The 20,679-nt window shown below is 62.1% G+C and carries 8 protein-coding genes and 5 pseudogenes; 4 read left to right on the top strand and 9 right to left on the bottom strand.

Annotated features, from left to right (window positions below):
• Positions 1-70: 70 nt before the first annotated feature.
• Positions 71-10,620, bottom strand: a pseudogene (locus JFV26_RS06920) (autotransporter-associated beta strand repeat-containing protein).
• A 487-nt stretch (positions 10,621-11,107) separates the two neighbouring features.
• On the opposite strand from JFV26_RS06920, the pseudogene JFV26_RS06925 reads away from it, so the two are divergent.
• Positions 11,108-12,063, top strand: a pseudogene (locus tag JFV26_RS06925) (nucleoside-specific channel-forming protein Tsx).
• Positions 12,064-12,125: 62 nt separating this feature from the next.
• Positions 12,126-13,160: a purine-nucleoside phosphorylase gene (locus tag JFV26_RS06930; RefSeq protein ID WP_201190912.1), complete on the top strand. Its 1,035-nt coding sequence runs from the start codon at positions 12,126-12,128 to the stop codon at positions 13,158-13,160.
• Between the two features lie 243 nt (positions 13,161-13,403).
• On the opposite strand, the gene JFV26_RS06935 is transcribed toward JFV26_RS06930, so the two are convergent.
• From JFV26_RS06935 to JFV26_RS06945, 3 genes are all read right to left on the bottom strand, one after another.
• Entirely contained in the window at positions 13,404-14,360 is a 957-nt protein-coding gene (locus JFV26_RS06935; protein ID WP_201190914.1) for a quinone oxidoreductase family protein, read from the bottom strand.
• A 31-nt stretch (positions 14,361-14,391) separates the two neighbouring features.
• A complete protein-coding gene (locus JFV26_RS06940; protein ID WP_201190916.1) occupies positions 14,392-14,565 on the bottom strand; it encodes a DUF1427 family protein in 174 nt (57 codons plus the stop codon).
• 200 nt (positions 14,566-14,765) lie between these two features.
• Positions 14,766-15,548: an AraC family transcriptional regulator gene (locus JFV26_RS06945; RefSeq protein ID WP_201190918.1), complete on the bottom strand. Its 783-nt coding sequence runs from the start codon at positions 15,546-15,548 to the stop codon at positions 14,766-14,768.
• Between the two features lie 145 nt (positions 15,549-15,693).
• Between JFV26_RS06945 and JFV26_RS06950 the strand changes: the two genes are divergently transcribed.
• Positions 15,694-15,921 carry a DUF6555 family protein gene (locus tag JFV26_RS06950; RefSeq protein ID WP_054051602.1) on the top strand — a complete coding sequence of 76 codons (228 nt, stop codon included), beginning with the start codon at positions 15,694-15,696 and terminating at the stop codon, positions 15,919-15,921.
• Positions 15,922-15,994: 73 nt separating this feature from the next.
• On the opposite strand, the gene JFV26_RS06955 is transcribed toward JFV26_RS06950, so the two are convergent.
• From JFV26_RS06955 to JFV26_RS06965, 3 genes and pseudogenes are all read right to left on the bottom strand, one after another.
• On the bottom strand, positions 15,995-16,159 hold the full coding sequence (locus JFV26_RS06955; protein ID WP_201190920.1) for a metallothionein: 165 nt from the start codon (positions 16,157-16,159) through the stop codon (positions 15,995-15,997).
• A gap of 216 nt (positions 16,160-16,375) precedes the next feature.
• A complete protein-coding gene (locus JFV26_RS06960; RefSeq protein WP_201190922.1) occupies positions 16,376-16,828 on the bottom strand; it encodes a DMT family transporter in 453 nt (150 codons plus the stop codon).
• Between the two features lie 2 nt (positions 16,829-16,830).
• Positions 16,831-16,989: pseudogene (locus JFV26_RS06965) on the bottom strand (DMT family transporter); the annotation flags it as partial.
• On the opposite strand from JFV26_RS06965, the pseudogene JFV26_RS06970 reads away from it, so the two are divergent.
• Positions 16,983-17,180 (top strand): annotated as a pseudogene (locus tag JFV26_RS06970) (LysR family transcriptional regulator); the annotation flags it as partial. The pseudogenes JFV26_RS06965 and JFV26_RS06970 sit on opposite strands and share 7 nt — an antisense overlap.
• Positions 17,181-17,334: 154 nt before the next feature.
• Here the strand turns inward: JFV26_RS06970 and JFV26_RS06975 are convergent.
• Positions 17,335-19,017, bottom strand: coding sequence for a methyl-accepting chemotaxis protein (locus JFV26_RS06975; RefSeq protein ID WP_201190924.1), 1,683 nt, complete (start codon positions 19,015-19,017; stop codon positions 17,335-17,337).
• A 163-nt stretch (positions 19,018-19,180) separates the two neighbouring features.
• Positions 19,181-20,499: pseudogene (locus JFV26_RS06980) on the bottom strand (Na+/H+ antiporter family protein).
• Positions 20,500-20,679 lie beyond the last annotated feature (180 nt).

A 20,679-nucleotide genomic window follows, 5' to 3' on the forward strand; every position in this document is an offset into this window, starting at 1 on the left:
CCGCAGGCTGCGATCTTTTGAGGTACAAAAAAAACCGCCCTTTCGGGCGGCTAAAGTGCTTCGACCCTATTTAGAACGTGAGGCTGTAGCTGATGGTCATCGCGTTGTCGCTGTTGTCGCTCGACAGCTGCCCTGAGTAACCAATCCCCAGCTTGCCGGTCGGCGTGATCTGGAAGTCGACGCCCGCTTCCAGCAGTGCGCTGTCCTTGGCAATCGGCACGCCTTGCGTTTTGAACGAAGCGCCGCCGTCGATGAAGGTCAGGTCGGCGTCCGGCTTGGTGTCGCCGTAGGCATGGCGCCAGCCAAGGGCGGCGCGCGGGTCAATTGCGAGCCGTTGGCCAGGGTCAGCAGTTTGCCGACGCGCACACCGAGGGTGGAGAACGTGATGTCCTGGCTGGAATCAGCCTGCAACCGCCCTACCCCGCCTTTTTCCTTGCCAGTGTCACTGTCGTAATTGACGTAGGACAAACCGGCGAACGGCTCGACCGCGAGACCGCCCGCATCGATGGCGTAACCCACTTCGCCGAAGACCTGGGCGCTGCGAGCGTCGTAGTGCGCCTTCAACCGATCGTTGTAGGTGCCGACGTTGACGTTGCGTTCGGTTTCGATGTCGTGCCAGCTGTAAGCGGCGCCCAGGCGCACGGCCAAGGCGTCGAATTGCGAGTTGAGGTACGCCGCCAGGTGGTAGCTGTCGACCGTGGCATCGGAGTTGCGGTCATTGGCATCCAGGCTGCTGCGGGTGTAACCGGCGGCCATCCCGGCGCGCCATTGATCGTCGATTTGCTTGTCGGTGCCCAGCATGAAGCCGCTGAGTTTGCGATCCAGCTTGGCGCTGTTGCTGTCGCCATCCATTTCACCCCAGGTGCCGAGTGCACGCATCCAGCCCACCATTTCACCGTGACAGCCGCCGCTGGTCAGGCGATTTTCGCTGGGCGCCAGGGCGCGGCGAGGATCGTCAGGCCCACTGCAGGACGGTTGGCGCATACGGTCGTTGACCGCGTCCCGGATGTAGCGCGAATCCTCGAGAATCGCGCTGGCGGTGCTGGCATGAATTTCCCCGGACAAGCTGTCGAAGGCCGCACGAGCACCGGCCGCCGAGAGATTGAGGATCTGGTTCTGCAACGCCGCACCGGCCAGGCCATTATTGGACAAGGCCGAGGCCGTGCCGCGCTGGTTGCCGGTGGCCGCGACATCGGCGAAGGACGTCTGGTTGCGACTGACGGCCAGGTCGACCTCGTTACCGCTGTACACCAGCGACGAGTCGAGGAACACGGTTTCCGGCAGATTTGCAGCACTGAACGTACCGTTGACACCGCCGCCCGCCGTGATCAATGCATACGTCGTGTTGCCGGTAAAGGGTGCGAGGTTGCTGACTTGCACGCTGCCGGCCAGGGTTGCGGTGCCGCCCACGACCAACGGCGTGACGGTCGCAGAGTTCACGGTCAGTGCCAGCAGGCCATCCGGGGCGTTGCTCAGGTTGCCCGCCACACGCAGGTTGTCGCCGTTCGCGCCGGAGATCACCACACCATGGTTGACCACCGAACCGACGCTGCCGTTACCGCTCAAGGCAGCGCCATTGGACACGGTGATCTGTCCGCCGAAGGTCGTCGGTGCATCACCGACCTGCAACAGGCCTTGCTCCACTTCAACGGTGCCACTGAACGGCTGAACGCCATCGATGAGCAGCGTCCCTGCGCCCTGTTTGACCAAATCACCCGTGCCGCTGAGTACGCCGTTGAAACGTCCGCTGGTGTTCTGCGCAAACAACATGCGGGCATTGTTCAAGAAACGCCCTTGCAGGCTGGTGGTGTTACCCACCAGCGTACCGCCGCTGACGGTGGTGCCGCCGCTGTAGGTGTTGGCACCACTCAATACCAGCGTGCCGGAATCGAGTTTTTCAATGCCACCGGTGCCAACCAGCGGCGCCGAGATTTGCGTGGTGACGCCCGAGTTGACCCGCACCGCAGCCAGGCTGCCATCGGCCGCGTTGACCGGTGTCAGGCTGCCGCCCGTGCCCTGAACCAGACTGTAACCGTTGTCCAGGACCTGCAACCCGGTGAAGCCCTGGTTGCCGACTACGGTCACGGTGCCGCCCTGCCCGCCAAATACGGCGAACTGATGGGTCGAACCCTGGCTCGCGGTGCCGCTCGCATCAGTCCAGTTAGTGCTCGGCCCCCAGATGCCACTGCCGCCGCTAATCGTACCGTCGGCGTTGGTTTTGCCACCATTCCAGAACTGCACGGAACCCGGAGCACCTTGCACCAACAGGTTGATCTGATTAGCCAGTGCGGTTTGCAGGGTCAGGCTCGATGGCAACACCCCGCCCGGCAACGTGCCGAAAGTCAGGCCATTGTCGGTCAGGCTGCCGCCGTAGCGGAACAACTGATAGACGCCCGTCCCGAAGCTCCCGGCATCGCTGACGTTCAACGTGCCGTCGAGGACCAGGTTACCGGCGACGTTGACTACGTTGGTCGAACTGGTGACCGAGCCGAGGCTGAAGTCCAGGTTGCTGCCCGAAGACAAAGCCAGGGAACCGACCGACAGCGGCGTGGCAGTACCGCCGCCGACCAGGGTCGCGCCGCTGGCCAGTTGCACTGCACCGCCAATCTGGCCGCTGCCACCGATTTTCGCCCCGCTGGCCACATTCACGTTGGCACTGTTGAGGGTGCCGTTGACCAGCAATGAGCCGGCCTGAACGTTGGTGTTGCCAGTGAGGCCGTTGGTGCCGGTGAGCAGCAAATCGCCGGTGCCGTTTTTGGTCAATGTACCGGTGCCGGTAAGGTTACCGGTGTAGCTGCCGTTGCTGGTTTGCTCGAAGGTCAGCGCGGCGTTGTTGAGGATCGCGCCTTGCAGGCTGCTGGTGTTGCCGCTGGTGCTGCCACCATTGAGCGTGGTGCCGCCGCTGTAGGTATTGGCGCCGCTGAGCAACAGCGTACCGTTGCCGTTTTTCACCAGGCTGCCATTGCCCGCGATCACGCCGCTGAGGGTGGTGTTCTGGGTGCCTGCCAGGGTCAACTGCCCGGCCAGGTTGATCGCATTCGCCAATTGCAGCGCCGCTGCGCTGTCCAGTTGCGCGCTGCCGCCGACGCCGAGCGCGCCGGTGCCGATGGCGCTGTTGTTGCCGAGTACCAACGAACCTGCGTTCAACTGCGTGCCACCTGCGTAGGTGTTACTGCCGTCGAGGGTCAGGCTCGAGGCACCGTTTTTGATCAGGCTGCCGGTGCCGCTGACGATGCCGCCGAGGGTCAGGGCGTTGCTGCCCGCGACACTCAGCCCGCCATTCAGCACCACTGCGTTAGCGAGGCTGACGCTGGTGTTGCTGTCCAGAGCGGTGTCATTGGCGGCGGTCAATACACCGCTGCCCAGCGCGCCATTGTTACCCACGACCAGTTTGCCGCCGTTCAGCGCCGTGCCGCCGGTATAGCCGTTGGCCGCGTTGAGCACCAGAGTACCGGTGTCGTATTTGCCTAGAGTGCCGGCGCCATTGAGGGCTACGCCAAGGGTCGCGGTGGCGTTCGGATCGACCCGAACGGTCGCATTACCCAAGCTGCCATTGACCAGCGTCAGTGCGCCCGCCGTGCCATTGGCCAGGGTGTAGCCGTCGGTGACGAATTGCATGCCGGTGATGGCTTGCGTGCCGTTGACGGTGACAGTACCCGCCGTCCCCTGGAACACCGCGAAGCTATTGGCCCAGGCCTGATTGAAGGTGCCGTTGACATTGGTCCAGTTGGTGGTGCCACTGCCCCAGGTGCCACTGCCGCCATTGACCGCGCCGTTACCGACCAGTTGCGTACCATCCCAGAACTGCACAGTAACGTTCGGTGCGCTGACCAGCAGGTTGACCTGGTTGCCCACGGCAGTCTGCACTTGCAGATCACCCGGCGTTACGCTGCCCGGCACGCTACCGACCAACAGGCCGTTGTCGGTCAGGCTGCCGGTGTAGTTGATGATGCGATACACACCGCTGCCGAAACCGCCGATGTCGCTGACGTTCAAGTTGCCGTCGAGGGTCAGGTTGCCGCCGACATTGATCAGCGCATTGCCGCCACCAGACACCGGCACACCGAGCCCGACGTCAAGGTTGGAGTTACCACTCAAGGCCAGTGAGCCCACCGACAAGGTGCTGCCGGTGGCCAGTGCAACATGACCGCCATCGGCGACATTGACTGCACCGCTGAGGTTGCCACTGCCGGCGAGGGTCCCGCCGTTATTGACCGCGACGTTGGCACTGGCCAGAGAGCCGCTGACATTCAAGGTGCCGCCGTTGATGCTGGTGTCGCCGGTCAGGGTGTTGCTGCCGGTGAGGTTGAAGGTGCCGCTGCCGAGTTTGTCCAGCAGACCGCTGCCGCTGAGGACACCGTCAAAGATGCTGCTGGCATTGTTGCCGCCGATGCTCAGCGTGTTGCCCGCACCGACCAGCGCCGTGCCGCTGCCCGTCAGGCTGGCGAGGCTGCCGGATGCACCGAGATTGAGCTGGGTCGCTGCTCCCAGATTGACCCCGGCGTTGTTGCCCAGGGCCCCGGCACTGAGGGTGCTCAGGCTGCCGCCCAGCACATTGAAGGTACCGCTGAAGGTGTTGTTGCCGCTGAGGGACAGGTCCGACGTGCCATTTTTGTTCAGGGTTCCGGCACCGGCAACGACGCCGGCCAGGGTCAGGTTATTACTGCCAGCCACATTCAGCGCCGCATTGACGTTGACGTTGTTGGCCAGGCTGAGCGCCGAGCTGCTGTCCAGTGTCGAGGCACCGGCGACGGTCAACGCGCCAGTGCCCAGCGCCGCGGCGTTGCCGAGGGTCAGGGTACCGGCATTCAGGGTGGTGTCGCCCTGCAAGGTGTTGACGCCGTTGAGGGTCAGGTTGGCCGCGCCATTTTTGCTCAGGCCACCGGCGCCACTGAGCACACCACCGAGGGTCAGGTCATTGCTGCCGGCGACCGCCAATGTGGCGTTCAGGCCAACGTTATTAGCCAGGCTCAGCGAGGTGTTGTTGTCCAACGTCGAAGCACCGGCGACAGTCAGGTTGCCCAGCCCCAGGCCCGAGGCATTGCCGACGGTCAGGGTCCCGGCGTTCAGGGCCACACCGCCAAGGAAGCCGTTGGGACCATTGAGGATCAGGTTGGCCGCGCCGTTTTTGCTCAGGCTGCCAGCGCCGTTGACGGCGCCGCCGAGGGTCAGGTCAGCGGTGCCACCGATGCCGAGGTTACCGGCCAGGTTCAGCACATTGTTGACGGTCACCGCAGTCGCGGCGTCCAGCGTGGTGCCGTTGGCGGCGTTCAGCGCGCCAGCGCCGAGCGCCGAGTTGGACGCCAGAATCAAACCGCCGGCATTCAACGCGACCGGGCCGAGGAAGCTGTTGTTGCCACCGAGGGTCAGGTTGGCCGCGCCAGCCTTGATCAAACCGCCCGCACCAGCGATTGCCCCGTTGAGGGTCAGCGCGTTGCTGCCGCCGACATTCAGGTTACCGGCCAGACTGACCGCATTGCCAAGGGTGACGGCAGCGTTGCTGTCCAGGGTGGTGCCCGAGGCTGCCGTCAGCAGACCGCTGCCCAGCGCCGTGTTGCTGCCGAGCACCAGCGTGCCGCCATTGAGCAGCGTGCCGCCGGTGTAACTATTGGCGCCGTTGAGTACCAGGGTGCCGCTGTCGAGTTTGGCCAGGGTGCCGCTGCCGTCGATGCCGACGCCAATGGTTGCGGTGGAACCCGGATCAACACGGATCGCCGTGTTGCCGCCCGTACCGTTCACCGCGGTCAATTGCCCAGCGCTGCCGGCCACGACGTTGTAGCCATCGGTGACGAATTGCAGCCCGGTGAACAGTTGCGCACCCGCCACCGTAACGGTGCCCGCCGTGCCCTGGAACACACCGAAGTCACCGGCCCAGGGTTGATTCAGCGTGCCGTTGACCGAGGTCCAGTTGGTGCCGCCCGCCGTCCAGGTGCCAGTGCCGCCATCCACCACCCCGTTGGCGATTGTCTGGCTACCGTCCCAGAAGCGGATATTGGCATTGGGTGCCGACACCAACACGTTGACCTGATTGCCCACCGAAGTTTGCACCACCAGATCGCCGAGGCCGAAACCGACGGGCACACTGGCCACATTCAGGCCCAGGTCCGTCAGGCTGCCGGTGTAGTTGATCAGGCGATAAACGCCGACGCCGAAGCCGCCGGCATCGCTGACATTCAGGTTACCGTCAAGGGTCAGGTTGCCGCCGACGTTCAGCAGCGAATTGGTGGAGGGCGCGCCGAGGGCAACGTCCATGTTGGCGCCACTGCCCATGACCAGCGAGCCGGCAGACAAGGTGTTGCCGCTGCTCAGGCCCAGGTGACCGCCGTTGGCCACGCTTAATGCGCCCAGCACCGAGCCGGTGCCGGTCAGGGTCGCGCCACTGCCGACGTCAACGTTGGAACTGCCCAGCGAGCCGCTGAGGTTCAGGGTGCCGCCGTTGACTAGCGTGTCGCCGGTGATGCCATTGATACCGGTGAGGTTGAGGGTGCCGGTGCCGACTTTGGTCAGGCCGCCACCGCCGCTCAGGCCACCGTCGAAAATGCTGGTGGTACTGACGCCTCCCACCGACAAGGTGCTGCCCGTGCCGATCAGCACACCACCGCTGCCGCTGAGGCCCGCGAGGCTGGCATCGCTGCCCAGATTAAGGCTGGCGCCGGCGCTGATGTTCGCGCCGGAGGTGTTGCCCAATGCCCCGGTGCTGGCGGTGGTGACGCTGCCGGAAAGGATGTTCAAGGGACCGGTGAAGGTGTTGTTGCCACCAAGGGTCAAGTCGGCCAGGCCGTTTTTGTTCAGCGCACCGGCACCACCGATCACGCCGTTCAGGGTCAGGTTGTTGTTGCCCGCCACGCTCAAGTCCGCGTTCAGCGTCAGGGCGTTGGCCAAGGTGAAAGCGGCGCTGTTGTCGAGGGTCGAGGTGCCTGCCACGGTCAGTGCGCCGGTGCCGAGCGCCGCCGCATTACCCAGAGTCAGGGTGCCGGCGTTCAGGGTGGTGTCACCCTGGTAGGTGTTGACGCCATTGAGGGTCAGGTTGGCCGCACCGTTTTTGATCAGTTGGTGGGTGCCGCTGACCGGGCCACCGAGGGTCAGGTCATTGCTGCCGCCGACGGTCAGGTCGGCATTGAGCGCCACTGCATTGCCCAGAGTGACCGGGGCATTGCTGTCCAGGGTTGCCGCGCCGCCAACGGTCAAACCGCCGAGGCCCAGGGCGTCGCCGTTGCCAACCGTCAGGGTGCCGGCGTTCAGGGTGGTGCCACCGAGGAAGCCGTTAGCGCCGTTGAGGATCAGATTGGCCGTGCCGTTTTTCACCAGACTGCCGGTGCCGTTAACCAGCCCAAGCAAAGTCAGGTCGGCCGAGCCGCCGATGTTCAACGCACCGGCCAGATTCACCTGGTTGTTGAGGCTCACGGCGGTGTTGGCGTCCAGCGTGGTGTTGGCCGCCGCGTTCAATGCGCCGCTGCCCAATGCACCGTTGGCCCCGACAATCAGTTTGCCGCTGTTCAGCGCGGTGGCGCCGAGGTAGTTGTTGCTGCCGTTGAGGGTCAGGTCGGCTGCGCCGTTTTTGATCAGGCCACCGGTACCGCTGACGATGCCATTGAGGGTCAGCGCATTGCTGCCGCCGACGGTCAGGTCGCCGCCAAGATTCACCGCGTTGGCCAGGGTTGCACCGGTACTGGCATCGAGGGTGGTACCGCCGGCAGCGTTCAATGCGCCAGTACCCAATGCAGTATTGGAACCGACGATCAGCGTGCCGGCATTTAGCGCGGTGGTGCCTTGGTAGGTGTTGGCACCGGTGAGGGTCAGGCTGGAAGCGCCGGTTTTGATCAACCCGCCCGCGCCGTCGATGAGGCCGTCGAGGGTCAGCGCATTGGCGCCGCCAGTGGTCAGGTTGGCATTGAGGGTGATCGCGTTGTTCAGGCTCAGGGCCGAGTTGCCGGTCAGGGTGCTCGCGCCGGCGACAGTCAAGGCGCCGGTGCCCAACGCGGCGGTGTTGCCGACGGTCAGGCTGCCGGCATTGAGGGTGGTGCCGCCCTGGAAGGTATTGACGCCGTTAAGGGTCAGGTCGGCCGCGCCGTTCTTGATCAATTGGTTGGTGCCGCTGATCACGCCGTCGAGGGTCAGGGCGTTGCTGCCACCGATGCTCAGGTCTGCGTTCACAGCAATGTCATTGGCGATGGCGACGCCGGTGCTGCTGTCCAGCGTAGAGGCGCCGGCCACGGTCAGCACGCCGCTGCTCAAGGCGTTGGCGTTGCCGACAGTCAGGCCACCCGCGTTCAACGTGGTGCCGCCAAGGAAGGTATTGGCGCCATTGAGAATCAGGTTGGCCGCGCCGTTTTTGGTCAGGCCGCCGCTGCCGCCCACCACGCCGCCGAGGGTCAGGTCGGCGGTGCCGCCGATATTCAGGTTGCCGGTGGCGTTCACTGCATTGATCAGGGTCACCCCGGTGCTGGCATCCAGCGTGGTGCCGTCAGCCGTGTTCAAGGTGCCGCCAACGCCAAGCGCGGTGTTGGAGCCGACAATCAGCGAGCCAGCATTAAGTGAGGTGTTGCCGCTATAGGTGTTGGCACCCCCGAGGGTCAGCGCCGCCGTACCATTCTTGATGATCCCGGCCGCGCCGTTGATCACGCCCGTCAGGCCAAGTGCCTGGGTGCCACCAATGGTCAAATCGGCAGCCATGAACACCGAGTTGTTCAGGGTCACGGCCGTGGTGGCGTCCAGGGTGGTGCTGGCTGCGGTATTCAGCGCGCCAGTGCCCAGCGCATTGTTGTTGCCCACCAGCAGCGTGCCAGCATTGAGCGTGGTCGGCCCGCTCTGGCTGTTGTTACCGGTCACCGTCAGGGTCGACGCGCCGTTCTTGGTGATCCCGCCCACACCCGATATCGCCCCGGCAAGGGTCAAGGCATTGCTGCCGACGCTGGTCAGGTTGGCGTTGAGGATTACGCCGTTGTTCAGGGTGACATTGGTGCTGCTATCGAGGTTTGCGCCGCCGTTGACGTTCATCACGCCCGTGCCCAGCGCATTGTTGTTGCCCAGCACCAGGGTGCCGGTGTTCAAGTTGATAGGGCCACTGAAGGCTGTGTTGTTGCCGTTGATAGTCAGAGTGCCGCTGCCGCTCTTGCTGAGCCCGCCCGCACCGTTGATCACGCCGCCCAGGGTCAGGGAGCCGGCGCCGGTGGTGGTCATGGCGCCGTTAATGGTGATGAGGTTGTTCAGGTTGATCGTGCCCGGTGCAGACAGCGACGCCGAACCGGCGAACGTCACGCTGCCGCTGCTGAAGGCCTGGTTATTGAGTACTTGAACAGAGCCACCATTGATCGTGGTGTTGCCGGCGTAGGTGTTGGTGCCACTGAGACTCAACTGCCCGGTGCCGGCCTTGGTCAAACCGCCCGTGCCGGAAATCACCCCGCCCAGGGTCATGCCGTTGCTGCCCTGAACGGTGAGGCCGCCGCTGCCCAGGGTGACCAGGTTATTGAGGGTCAAACCGGCGTTGCTGGCCTGGATCGTCCCGCCATTGGAGGTCAGCACCCCGGTGCCGAACGACTGGGTGTTGTTGAACGACGCGACACCACCGTTGAGGGTGGCGCTGCCGCTGACGAGCGGACCTTGCAGGACCCAGGTGCCGCTGTTGACCGTCAGGTTATTGAAGTTGATGTAGTTGGCGCTGGACGCCGTACCCGCGCCGCTGGTGCCACCGCCGACACCGATGGTGTTTTGCAGGATCAACGAGTTGTTGCCCCCGGCCCCGCCATCGATTTGCCCGGTGGGTGCGAAGGTCAGGTTAACGCCGATCAATCCGCCGAGGCTGAGCCCTGCGCCGCCGCCGTTGGTGATGGTCGAACCGGTGACCGCGGTAAAGGTGTTGTTGCTGGCGACGCCCATCGACACGCCACCGCTGATGGCCCCGGTGTTGATGAAGGTATTGCCGGTGGACGACGTTTCGAACGCCACCCGCCCGGTTAACGTGCCGTTGTTGACCATGTTGATCTGCGATCCGCCCTGCACGGCCACGATCGGCGTGTCGGAGGCGAACAGCGTCAGATTCAGCAACGCGGTGGAGCCGAGGGTGCCGTTGTTGGTGATGTTGGTGACGCCGCCTGCGCCGTTGACCACGTTCATCGCCATGCCGGCGATAGTCGTCAGGTTCACGCCCAGCAAGTCGCCGGTACCGCGCATGATCCCGGTCAACGTGTTGTTGATATTCACTGTCGAGGCGCTGCCATTGCCTATCATCAAGGCGGTACCGAGACCCGTCACCGCCCCCAGCAAAGCCGGGTCGACCGTCCCGGAGTTGTTGAAGGTGAGATTGTTACCGGTGAGGTTGAGCGACTGTCCGCCCAGCGTCGCGTTCATCTGCGCGCCCGAGTTGACGTTGACCGTCAGGTTGTTCACTGCACTGGCAAATGTGTTGAGGAACAGCGGCAACGATGGCACACCGGTACAGGTCACCGTGGCGCCCGCTGTCGGGCTGGCCGGCGAACAGGCCGCCAGCGCTTGTGGGCTGACGAGGCCGACAACCGCACCGACGATAGCGAGACGAACAGCGAGAGAAAGAGGGGAAACACGCAAAATCGGGGCGATAACGGAGCTCAAGTCCACGGGTAATTCCTTTACGTGGTTAACCATTCTTCCTTGAAGGGCGTGCTACAGCGGCCACCCTGGCCGTGAATCCAACGACACGCGAATCAAGACTGCGACGGTGTACAAAACCGTTTCATTCCCGACACAAGCTAGTCGACGCACAGCAATGGGGCACATCTCTACGCGGGTTAATTAGCATTAATACTTTGGTGCGCGAATGACTTGGCCTGCGGATTCCAGGCTGTCTTGCCGAGCGCGATCTCCTGTAGGAGCTGCCGAAGGCTGCGATCTTTTGATTTTGCTTTTAAAAGCGAAGATCAAAAGATCGCAGCCTTCGGCAGCTCCTACCGGGGATATCCGATAGCTGATCGAAGCGACAATAAAACCACCGATTTCTTCGGCTTTTCATGGAATTGAAACAATTGGTATGGGTTGTGCAAACGTTTGCGAGTCGCCGATAACGGCTTTTTCGCTACCTAACCGCGCAAGCCCGAAATATCGGGCCTTCGATCCGCACGAAAAGGGACTTTTAATGCACCGCACGTCCAGCCGCGTGACTTGCTCGCGCACATTTGCTGTTTCTTTGGCGCTGGCCAGCGTTACAGGACTACTCAGCAGCACTGTTTTGGCGCAACCCGCCCTCCCCGAAGAATCCGCCCAGGGCGAAACCCTCAGCACCGAGGCCAGCCCGCCCAAAAAGGCGCGTACCTGTCGGACTGGTTCAACCAGGACCTGACCGTCATCGGCAGCAAGGACATCAGCTTCGGCCCGCAATCGTCTGACGATGTGTATCTGGAATACGAGTATTTCGGGCGCAAGGGGCCGTTCGAGTTGTACGGCTACGTCGACATCCCGAAAATCTTCGACATCGGCAACAGCCATGACAAAGGCGCGTGGGACCACGGCTCCCCGCTGTTCATGGAGCACGAACCGCGAATCTCCATCGATTATCTTGCCGGCCGCAGCCTGGCCGTCGGGCCGTTCAAGGAATGGTATGTGGCGTTCGACTGGATCTACGACCACGGCAGCAGCACCGCCAACCGTGCCAACACGTTGTACAGCGGCCTGGGCACCGACATCGACACCCACTCGCGGGTCAACCTGTCGGCCAACTTCTACGGTCGTTATCAGTGGGAAAACTACGGCGCCAGCAACGAGTATTCCTGGGACGGCTACCGCGCCCAGTTGAAATACATCGTGCCCATCGATAGCTACAGCAATGGCGCGTCACTGACCTACATCGGTTTCACCAACTTCGACTTCGGCTCCGACCTGCACAAAGACAACCCGGCCCGCACCGCCAACGCGACCGTGGCCACCAACGTGTTGCTCTACTCGTTTACCCACCTGCGCTTCACCCTGGTCGGCCGTTACTTCCACAACGGCGGCAACTGGGAGGATGGCAGCGAGTTGAATTTCGGCGACGGCGACTTCCGTGCCCGTTCCAACGGCTGGGGTTACTACGCTGGCATCGGGTATCAGTTTTAAGCGGCAAGCTTTTAGCGACAAGCTGCAAGAGGCTTGTCCTGCATTCAGTCATGGAGATTTTTATGCACGTTGTTACTCGTCTTTCCCTGTCCGTTGGTTTGGCCTGCGGCACTCTGCTCGCTTCCACCGCGTGGGCAAATGAAGCACCGATCCAGCCGAAAGTGATGCTGATCACCATGTTCGCCCCCGAGGCGCAGAACTGGATCGAGCGCCTGGAGCTCAAGCAGGAAGTTCGCGTACCGGGCCTGTCCGCCGAGTACCCGAGTATTCGCTGCAACACCCAGCAGGTGTGCCTGATGGTCACCGGCATGGGCCAGACCAACGCCGCCGCGTCGACCCTGGCCTTGGCGCTGTCTCCAAAATTCGACCTGCGTAGAAGCTACTTCCTGATCGCCGGGATCGCCGGCATCAGCCCGAAACACGGGACCATCGGCACCGCCGCCTGGGCGCATTACCTGGTGGAATTCGGCACCCAGTGGGAGCTCGATTCCCGCGATGTGCCGAAAGACTGGCCAACCGGTTACATCGGCATCAACACCAAAGGCCCGAACGAAAAACCGCCGCTGGACTACAAGACCGAAGTCTTCGAGCTCAACCCGAAGTTGCAGGCCAGGGCGTTTGCCCTGTCGCATAAAGTCGAGCTGAGCGAGAGCAAGGAATCGGCCGCGTGGCGTTTGAAATACCCGTCGGCCCCGGCCAATCAGCCACCCGTGGTGACGAAGTGCGATACGGCGGCGGGCAATACCTGGTTTTCCGGGACTCGCCTGAGTGAGCGCGCCGAAGTCTGGACCAAGTTGCTGACGGACAATAAAGGCGAGTACTGCACCACCCAACAGGAAGACAACTCCACCTACGAAGCGCTGCTGCGGGCCAGCCGCGAAGGCTTGGTGGATGTGCAGCGTCTGGCAGTGGTGCGCGCCGGGTCCGACTTCGACCGGCCGGCGCCGGGGCAGAGCGAGGTGGATAACCTGCTCAAATATGCGGACCAGGGCGGGTTTGTGCCCGCGCTGGAAAACCTCTATCGCACGGGAAATCCGTTGGTGCAGGAGATTTTGAAGAACTGGTCGGCCTGGGAGAAAGGTGTGCCTGAGGCCTAAGTAGGGCTCAACGACGCCATCGCAGGCAAGCCTTGCTCCTACAGGGTTTTGCGTCGATGGCAAAGGCCAGGATCGACACATAACCCTGTAGGAGCAAGGCTTGCCCGCGATGAGACCGGCACATTCAACATCAAAGTGACTGACCGCCCCTTCGCGAGCAGGCTCGCTCCCACAGGTTCAGTGCAATCCTTGTGGGAGCGAGCCTGCTCGCGAAGGGGTCGGTTCATCCAACATCAATATCACTTATGGCAACAAAATCACCTTGTCGCCACTGCCCGAGTTCACCTCGGCATACCGCTCCAACCCTTCGGCCAACGGCGACTCAACCAACCCTTCCGGCAACGGCAACAAGCCCTGATCGAAGAACGTGCCGAACTGATCCAGCATCGCCGCACACGCCTGCACGCCATACAGCAGCGAGTTGATCCCGACCACCGAACCACCCTTGCGATACAACGCCAGCGCCGGCAATTGCACGTGACCGTCGACCGGCGCGGCAATGATCGCGATGCGGCCAAACGCAGCCAGCGCCGGGACTGAAGCCGGTAGCCAGAAACCCGTGGTGTCGAAGATCACGTCCGCGCCACCGGCGTACACCGCATTCACCTGAGCGCCGAGGTCTTCGGGCTTGTCCAGTTGCAGGGTCTGATAACCCTGAGCCTGCAATTCCTTGACCTGCTCCACCCGCCGCGCCGCCGCCAGTACCTTCGCCCCACGAACCTTGGCCAGCGCCAGCGCCGCACTCCCGACCGCCCCGCCACCAATCACCAACAAACGCGTACCCGCGGTTACCAGACTGCGCTCCAGCGCATCCCACGCCGTGGTGTACGGCACGCCGAGGCTGGCGGCCTGGGAAAAACTCAGGTGAGTCGGTTTCAGCGCTACGCCATTGGCCGGCAATTTGACGAATTGCGCGTGGGAACCATCAGCGAAAAAGCCCAGTTCACGACCGGTGCCCCAGACTTTCTGACCAACGAGCGCCTGCGGGCCCTCCACCACCACCCCGGCGAAATCCCGGCCGGGAATCCGTGGCAGCGTGGTGTAGGGAAATCGCCCCAGCACGTTCTTCACATCGCTGGGGTTGAGGCCCGCAGCCTTGATCTGCACCAGCACTTCATCAGCGCCAGCCACCGGGGTCGGGACATCAACATGGCGCAGGGCCGAGAGGTCGCCGGTCTTGTCAAATTGCAGAGCTTTCATGGGGAGCTTCCGTTAACAGGATGAAGGGTTTTCAGGAGATCCAGCCGGCGATCAGTTGCCGACCCATGGGCCACAACTTCTCGCCGGCGAGCATGCCCAACAACCCCACCAGCGCGATGGCGGGCGGTGCCGGGGAGCGAAAATCCAGCGCGCCGTAAAGCAGGCCAACGCCCAGGCCGATGCCCAGCGAGATGAGGTAGTTCATGACAGACTCCGTGGCACAAGAGGTAGGCGCAAAGTCTAGAGAAAGGTCACTCAATCCATCGGCCAAGTGCTTCTGAATATCGGCCAAACCGCAGTAACGGAACACCCTCTGGAGCTGCCGAGTGAAACGAGGCTGCGATCTTTTGATCTTGTTTTTAAAGCAAAATCAAAAGATCGCAGCCTCGTTTCACTCGGCAGCGCCTACAGGGCGGCAGGTTGCGATGCCATGAATTGTGAAGGCGCAACACCCAACTCCCGGCGAAACATGTCACTGAAGCTGCTCGGCGAATACCCCAACTCCCGGGCAATGGCACTGACCGGCACACCTTGGATCAACTCCGCCACTGCCGTCACCAGTTGCACCTGCCGCCGCCATTCGGCGAACCCCATGCCCAAGCCGTCCTTGAACAGCCGCGCCAGGGTGCGCACGCTGGCCCCGGCGTTTTCGGCGTGCTGTTCGAACGCAATGTCCAGGGACGGCGCAGCCATGACTGCCTGACACAGGTTCAGCAAGCGCCGGTCGGAATTGTCCGGCAGCGGGATTTTCAGCATCGAGCGTTTGGCCCGCTTGAGTTCCAGCAGCGCCAGACCGACCAGCGCCTCGTAATACTGCGGCGCACCGTCGTCGCTCTGCTCCACCAGCCCGACGATCAATTCCCGCAGCAGCCCCCCGACCTCGATGACCTGAACACTGTCATCCAGGGTCGCCGCCAACGCCGGCCGCAGGTAGATATTGCGCATCTGCAAGTCCGACACCACGCGAATCCCATGGGGCACGCCCGGCGGCAACCACACCGCCCGTTGCGGCGGAACCACCAGGGCTTCGTGCGGTGTCTCGACCCACATCACCCCGCTCATCGCGTACAGCAGTTGACCCCAGACATGCTCATGAGGCTCGATGAACAAGCCACGCGGGTAGGTGCGCGCCAGCGGTTGCACGGGCACGTCGGTGTCAGTCAAGTCGGGCGGTGCGGCGAGGGCCATGGGCTAGGATCATTGGGATTCGAGGAACCACCATGGTAACGAGGCGCCCGGTTTCTCGCCAGAGAGCGGCACCGTCTGCCAATCCGACTGAATTTTTATCGGTGCCAGCGATCCTTGTATTACCACAGGGAGGAATACGGGCTTTATGAACAACGCAAAACTGTTCGTCATTGAATACACCCTTCATGGCGCCCCCAAGTCTTTCATTATCCGTCTGGATAAAATGGACAACGCGGAGGCCTGGCATTGGGCGAGCTGCGATGCCGGCGTGGGACGCATCCCGCGCTTTGGCCGTGAGAAGGTGCAGAAGACCAGCAAACCGCTGGCAGAGAAATTCGGCGTCGAGAACGTCACCTGGCGACCGGCGAGCTAATTATCACAAGGAGACAGGGAATGTCAGAAACAAAAAGTGGAGCCCAGGTGGCTCCACTTTTTTTGAACTGCGATCAGCTTTTGGCGCATTTACAACCTTCGCTGGAGCATTTTTCACCGTGTTCATGGTGCTTGGCGCAGCCTTCGCAGCAGTAGTGTTTGCCATGACGTGCGATCGGATGATCACCAAGCTTGCAGGAGCATTTAGGGCAGTCGCAGGTGCTTTTACTGTCGATCATGGGGTCTGACTCCACTGTTATGGTCGTCCGGTGCGACGGATGCGCACCGTAATACCAGTGTAGAAGCTGGCGCTAGCCATGAACGTTTAAGATCAGGATCAAAAGATCGTCCGAATGCGGCCCAAACCTTCGGCAGCTCCTGCATGGACCGCGCCTGGCAACATTTCTGTAGGCGCTACCGAGTGAAACGAGGCTGCGATCTTTTGATCTTCAGGATCAAGCCGAGCGGGTGCTGCTGCGATACATAAACACCAATGCCAGCGCCAGGCACACCATCGCCAGTATCCGGCTCCCGGACAACTCGATCGCCGGGTTGCCGAGCCAGCCAAAGTTATCGATCAGCATGCCCATGCCCAATTGCCCGACGATCACCGCCACGGTCGCCACCGCCGTCCCGACGCGAGGCACCGCGCCGACCATGACCATCATGTACACCACGCCGAACAACGCCCCGCCGAGCTGCCATTTCGGCACGTCCAACAGACTCACGGCGTGGGCCGGTTCGAAAAACAGGATGAGTAACCCAGTGACCACCGCGCCGACCACAAAGGTCAACAGACTGCTGCGCAATACACCGACGGTTTCGCCCAGACGTCCGTTGATCGTAGCTTGAACACTCAACACCGCACCGGCTGCAACCACCACTGCCAGCAAAATAATCAGATTCATCATCAACCCCGCGCAATCAGAACAAGTGCCATGACAATCAGCAGCAAGGCCAGCCAACGTTCACCGTTGACCTTCTTACGGGTGGCGCCGAACCAGCCGAAGTGGTCGATCAACACGCTTTTGCCGACCTGCCCGGAGAGGATCGCAATCATCGTCATGGCTGATTGGTGAAGCGGTGCGCGAAGGCACGCTGGTGCCGGTGCTGGGGGAATATCAGGTGTCCAACAGCGTTGAGCCGCAGCAGATTGCGGTGTTGTGGCCGCGTAGTCGGCGGTTGTCGGTGAAGGTCAGGACGGTGATTGATTTCTATGTGGAGTGCTTTGGCGTGGTGCCATATTGGGACAGACCGTAGCGCCCTGTAGCAGCTGGCGCAGCCTGCGTTTGGCTGCAAAGCAGTCGTAAACCCTGTGCTCGCGATTTACCTGACACACCGCGCTGCCTGATTTCACGACTGCTTCGCAGCCAAACGCAGGCTGCGCCAGCTGCTACAGGGAGTGCGTTGCGGCCTAGATCCGGAACTGCCCGACCAGTTTTCCGAGGCGTTGACCAAGGTCGGCCAGACTACGAGAAGTCTGCGCGCCGAGCTGAGTTTCATCCGCGACGCTGTCCACCGCCACGGCAATCTGATGCACGCTGCGGTTGATCTCTTCCGCCACCGCCGTCTGCTCTTCAGCGGCGCTGGCAATCTGGGCGTTCATCGAGTTGATGGTGCCGATCAACTGGGCCATGGTGTCCAGCGAAGCGCCGGCCTCGTTGGCCTGGGCCGAAGTGCCGTCGCCGGCCTCGCTGGAACGGCGCATCGCTTCGACGGCCGACTGGGTGCCGGCCTGCAAGCGGTCGATCATGCCCTGGATTTCCTGGGTACTGATTTGCGTGCGACTGGCCAGCGCCCGTACTTCGTCCGCCACCACCGCAAAACCACGGCCCGCCTCACCCGCACGAGCAGCTTCGATCGCAGCATTGAGGGCCAGCAAGTTGGTTTGCTCGGCAATCGAGCGGATCACCCCGAGTACGCTGACAATCGACGACACGTCTTTTTGCAGGCTGTCGAGGGACACGCCGCTGCTGCGGATGTCATCCACCAATGCATGAATTTTCACGATGCTGCCGGCCACCACACGCTTGGCGGCCTGGCCTTCGGCGTCGGTCTGTTGGGCGGCGACCGCAGCGTTTTGCGCACTTTTCGCCACTTCTTGCGCGGCGGCGGACATTTCGTTGATCGCCGTGGCGACTTGATCCGTCTCGTGGCGCTGACGCTCCATCGCCTGATCCGAGCGCTGGGCCTGATCGGAGACCTGAGTCACCAGCCCGGTCAGTTGCGAGGTCATTTCGGTGATCTGGCGCACCAGGCCGTGGATCTTGTCGACGAAGCGGTTGAACGAGCCCGCCAGTTGACCGAGTTCGTCGTCGCTGGTGATGGTCAAGCGTCGGGTCAGGTCGCCCTCGCCCGCCGCGATGTCATCGAGGTTGGCTTTCATCAGGTTCAGCGGACGCAGGATCGCGTTGGCCAGCAACATCCCCGCCGCCGCAATCACCAGCAGCACGATGACTGCAATCGCGACGATGCTCAGCACCACGCCTTCCATCCGTTCGGTGACCTTGGCCTGAACCAGTGCAACCTGGGCTTCAATGCCGTCCAGGTTAACCGAGGTGCCGACCGCCATGTCCCACTTGGGCAGGTATTCGGTGTAGCCGAGCTTGGGCACCAATACATTGCTGTTGCCGGGCAGTGGCGAACTGTATTCGAGGTAGTGGGTACCGTCCTTGGCGACTTTCACCAGGTCACGGTTGACGTAGACGCCGTTCGGGTCGCGGTTGTCCTTGAAGCTCTGGCCCACGCCTTCAGAGCTGTTGGCCTTGAACAGGCGCACTGTGTTGGAGTCGTAGCCGAAGAAGTAGCCTTCCTTGCCGTAGCTGATGCTCGACAGCAACTTGACCACCTGGGCCCGCGCCGCGTCATCGCCGAGGGTCGCCGCGTCGTAAAGCGGCTTGATCGCGGTCATGGCCACCGCCACATAACTTTGCAGGGTGGCCTTGGCGTCGTTGAGCAGGCTTTGGCGAGTCTCCTCGACCTCCTTGCGGGCCTGTTCCTGAAGAATAAACAGCGTGGTCAGGCTGATGACCAACGCAAAGAGCAACACCGGGAGGACGGCAAGGGACAGGACTTTAGCCTTGAGGCTCATGCGCATGACGGTTCGCTCTCTTTTGATTTTATTGGCGTGGTTAAAGGCTTTAACGGCACACCAAGTCAAAAGTTGAACCGCAAAAAAAGATCGCAGCCTTCGGCAGCTCCTACGCCGATCGTATAGGAGCTGCCGAAGGCTGCGATCTTTTGATCTTCGGGTGCTTACATCAAAGCACCATAGCCGCCACCCAGCCAAATGCCAGCAACGGCAGGTTGTAATGCAGGAACGTCGGGACCACGGTGTCCCAGATGTGGTGATGCTGGCCGTCAATGTTCAAACCGGAAGTCGGGCCCAACGTCGAGTCCGAGGCCGGCGAGCCGGTGTCGCCCAAGGCGCCGGCAGTGCCGACGATGCAAACGATCGCCATCGGGCTGAAGCCCAATTGCACGCACAGCGGCACGAAAATCGCCGCCAGGATTGGCACAGTGGAGAACGACGAACCGATACCAATGGTGACCATCAACCCCACCAACAGCATCAGCAGCGCACCGATGGCCTTGCTGTGGTCGATCCACGCTGCCGCGCTTTCCACCAGTGTGCGCACTTGCCCGGTGGCCTTGAGCACTTCGGCAAAACCCGAGGCGGCGATCATGATGAAGCCGATCATCGCCATCATCTTCATGCCTTCGGTGAACAGGTCGTCGGTTTCACGCCACTTCACAATCCCCGACACCGAGAAAATCAGAAACCCCGCCAGGGCGCCGATGATCATCGAATCCAGCAACAGCTGAATGATGAAGGCTGCGGCAATCGCCAGCCCGGCAATGCCCAGGGTCATCGGGTTGTAGGCGACGGTTACCTGCTCCACCTGCTCGATCTTGGCCAGGTCGTAGACGCGTTTTTGCGGTAGCTGAAAAACACCGCCACCAACAGGCCAGACACCATGCCCATCGCCGGGATTGCCATGGCATGCATGACGTTGATCTGGCTGATGTCGACGCCACTTTTGCTGACGTTCGCCAGCAAAATCTGATTCAGGAAGATATTGCCGAAGCCCACCGGGAACACCATGTACGGCGTGATCAGGCCGAAGGTCATGACGCAGGCGATCAAGCGGCGGTCCAGTTGCAGTTTGGTCAGCACATATAAAAGCGGCGGCACCAGCAACGGAATAAAGGCGATATGTATCGGCAGAATGTTTTGGGAAGCGATGGCCACCACCCATAGCAAGCCGATCAGCAGCCACTTGACCTGCCGGCCACCGCTGGCGTGCTGGCGGTCGACCATCAGCAAAGCCTTGTCCGCCAGCGCGTGGGCCAGGCCGGACTTGGCAATCGCCACCGCGAACGCGCCGAGCAAGGCGTAGGACAAGGCCACCGTAGCCCCATTGCCGAGGCCACTGTTGAAGGCTTTGAGCGTCGCGTCGATGCCCAGCCCGCCAGTCAAACCACCCACCAGCGCGCCGACAATCAGCGCGATTACCACGTGCACGCGGGACAGGCTGAGCACCAGCATGACGCCAACCGCGGCAATTACAGCATTAATCATCGTTACCTCAAGGCAAGCGGAATGAGCTCAGCCGGCAGTCTGCGAAGAGCCGCCAGCGGAGTAAGGAATGGGTTTTATTAGAGGGCGCGCACTGTGCCGCAGGACCGCCCCCTTGTCAAAGCGAACGCCGCCCTTCTCATTGCAATTGCCGCCCCTGTAGGAGCTGCCGAAGGCTGC

This window comes from Pseudomonas sp. TH31, assembly GCF_016650815.1.
In the GTDB taxonomy this organism is placed as follows: Bacteria; Pseudomonadota; Gammaproteobacteria; order Pseudomonadales; family Pseudomonadaceae; genus Aquipseudomonas.

What these genes read in the sequence shown, in the direction of transcription:
- JFV26_RS06930 (WP_201190912.1), top strand. Translation starts at nt 12,126, where the DNA reads ATGCACGTTGTTACTCGTCTTTCCCTGTCCGTTGGTTTGGCCTGCGGC.
- JFV26_RS06935 (WP_201190914.1), bottom strand. Translation starts at nt 14,360, where the DNA reads ATGAAAGCTCTGCAATTTGACAAGACCGGCGACCTCTCGGCCCTGCGC.
- JFV26_RS06940 (WP_201190916.1), bottom strand. Translation starts at nt 14,565, where the DNA reads ATGAACTACCTCATCTCGCTGGGCATCGGCCTGGGCGTTGGCCTGCTT.
- JFV26_RS06945 (WP_201190918.1), bottom strand. Translation starts at nt 15,548, where the DNA reads ATGGCCCTCGCCGCACCGCCCGACTTGACTGACACCGACGTGCCCGTG.
- JFV26_RS06950 (WP_054051602.1), top strand. Translation starts at nt 15,694, where the DNA reads ATGAACAACGCAAAACTGTTCGTCATTGAATACACCCTTCATGGCGCC.
- JFV26_RS06955 (WP_201190920.1), bottom strand. Translation starts at nt 16,159, where the DNA reads ATGATCGACAGTAAAAGCACCTGCGACTGCCCTAAATGCTCCTGCAAG.
- JFV26_RS06960 (WP_201190922.1), bottom strand. Translation starts at nt 16,828, where the DNA reads ATGAATCTGATTATTTTGCTGGCAGTGGTGGTTGCAGCCGGTGCGGTG.
- JFV26_RS06975 (WP_201190924.1), bottom strand. Translation starts at nt 19,017, where the DNA reads ATGCGCATGAGCCTCAAGGCTAAAGTCCTGTCCCTTGCCGTCCTCCCG.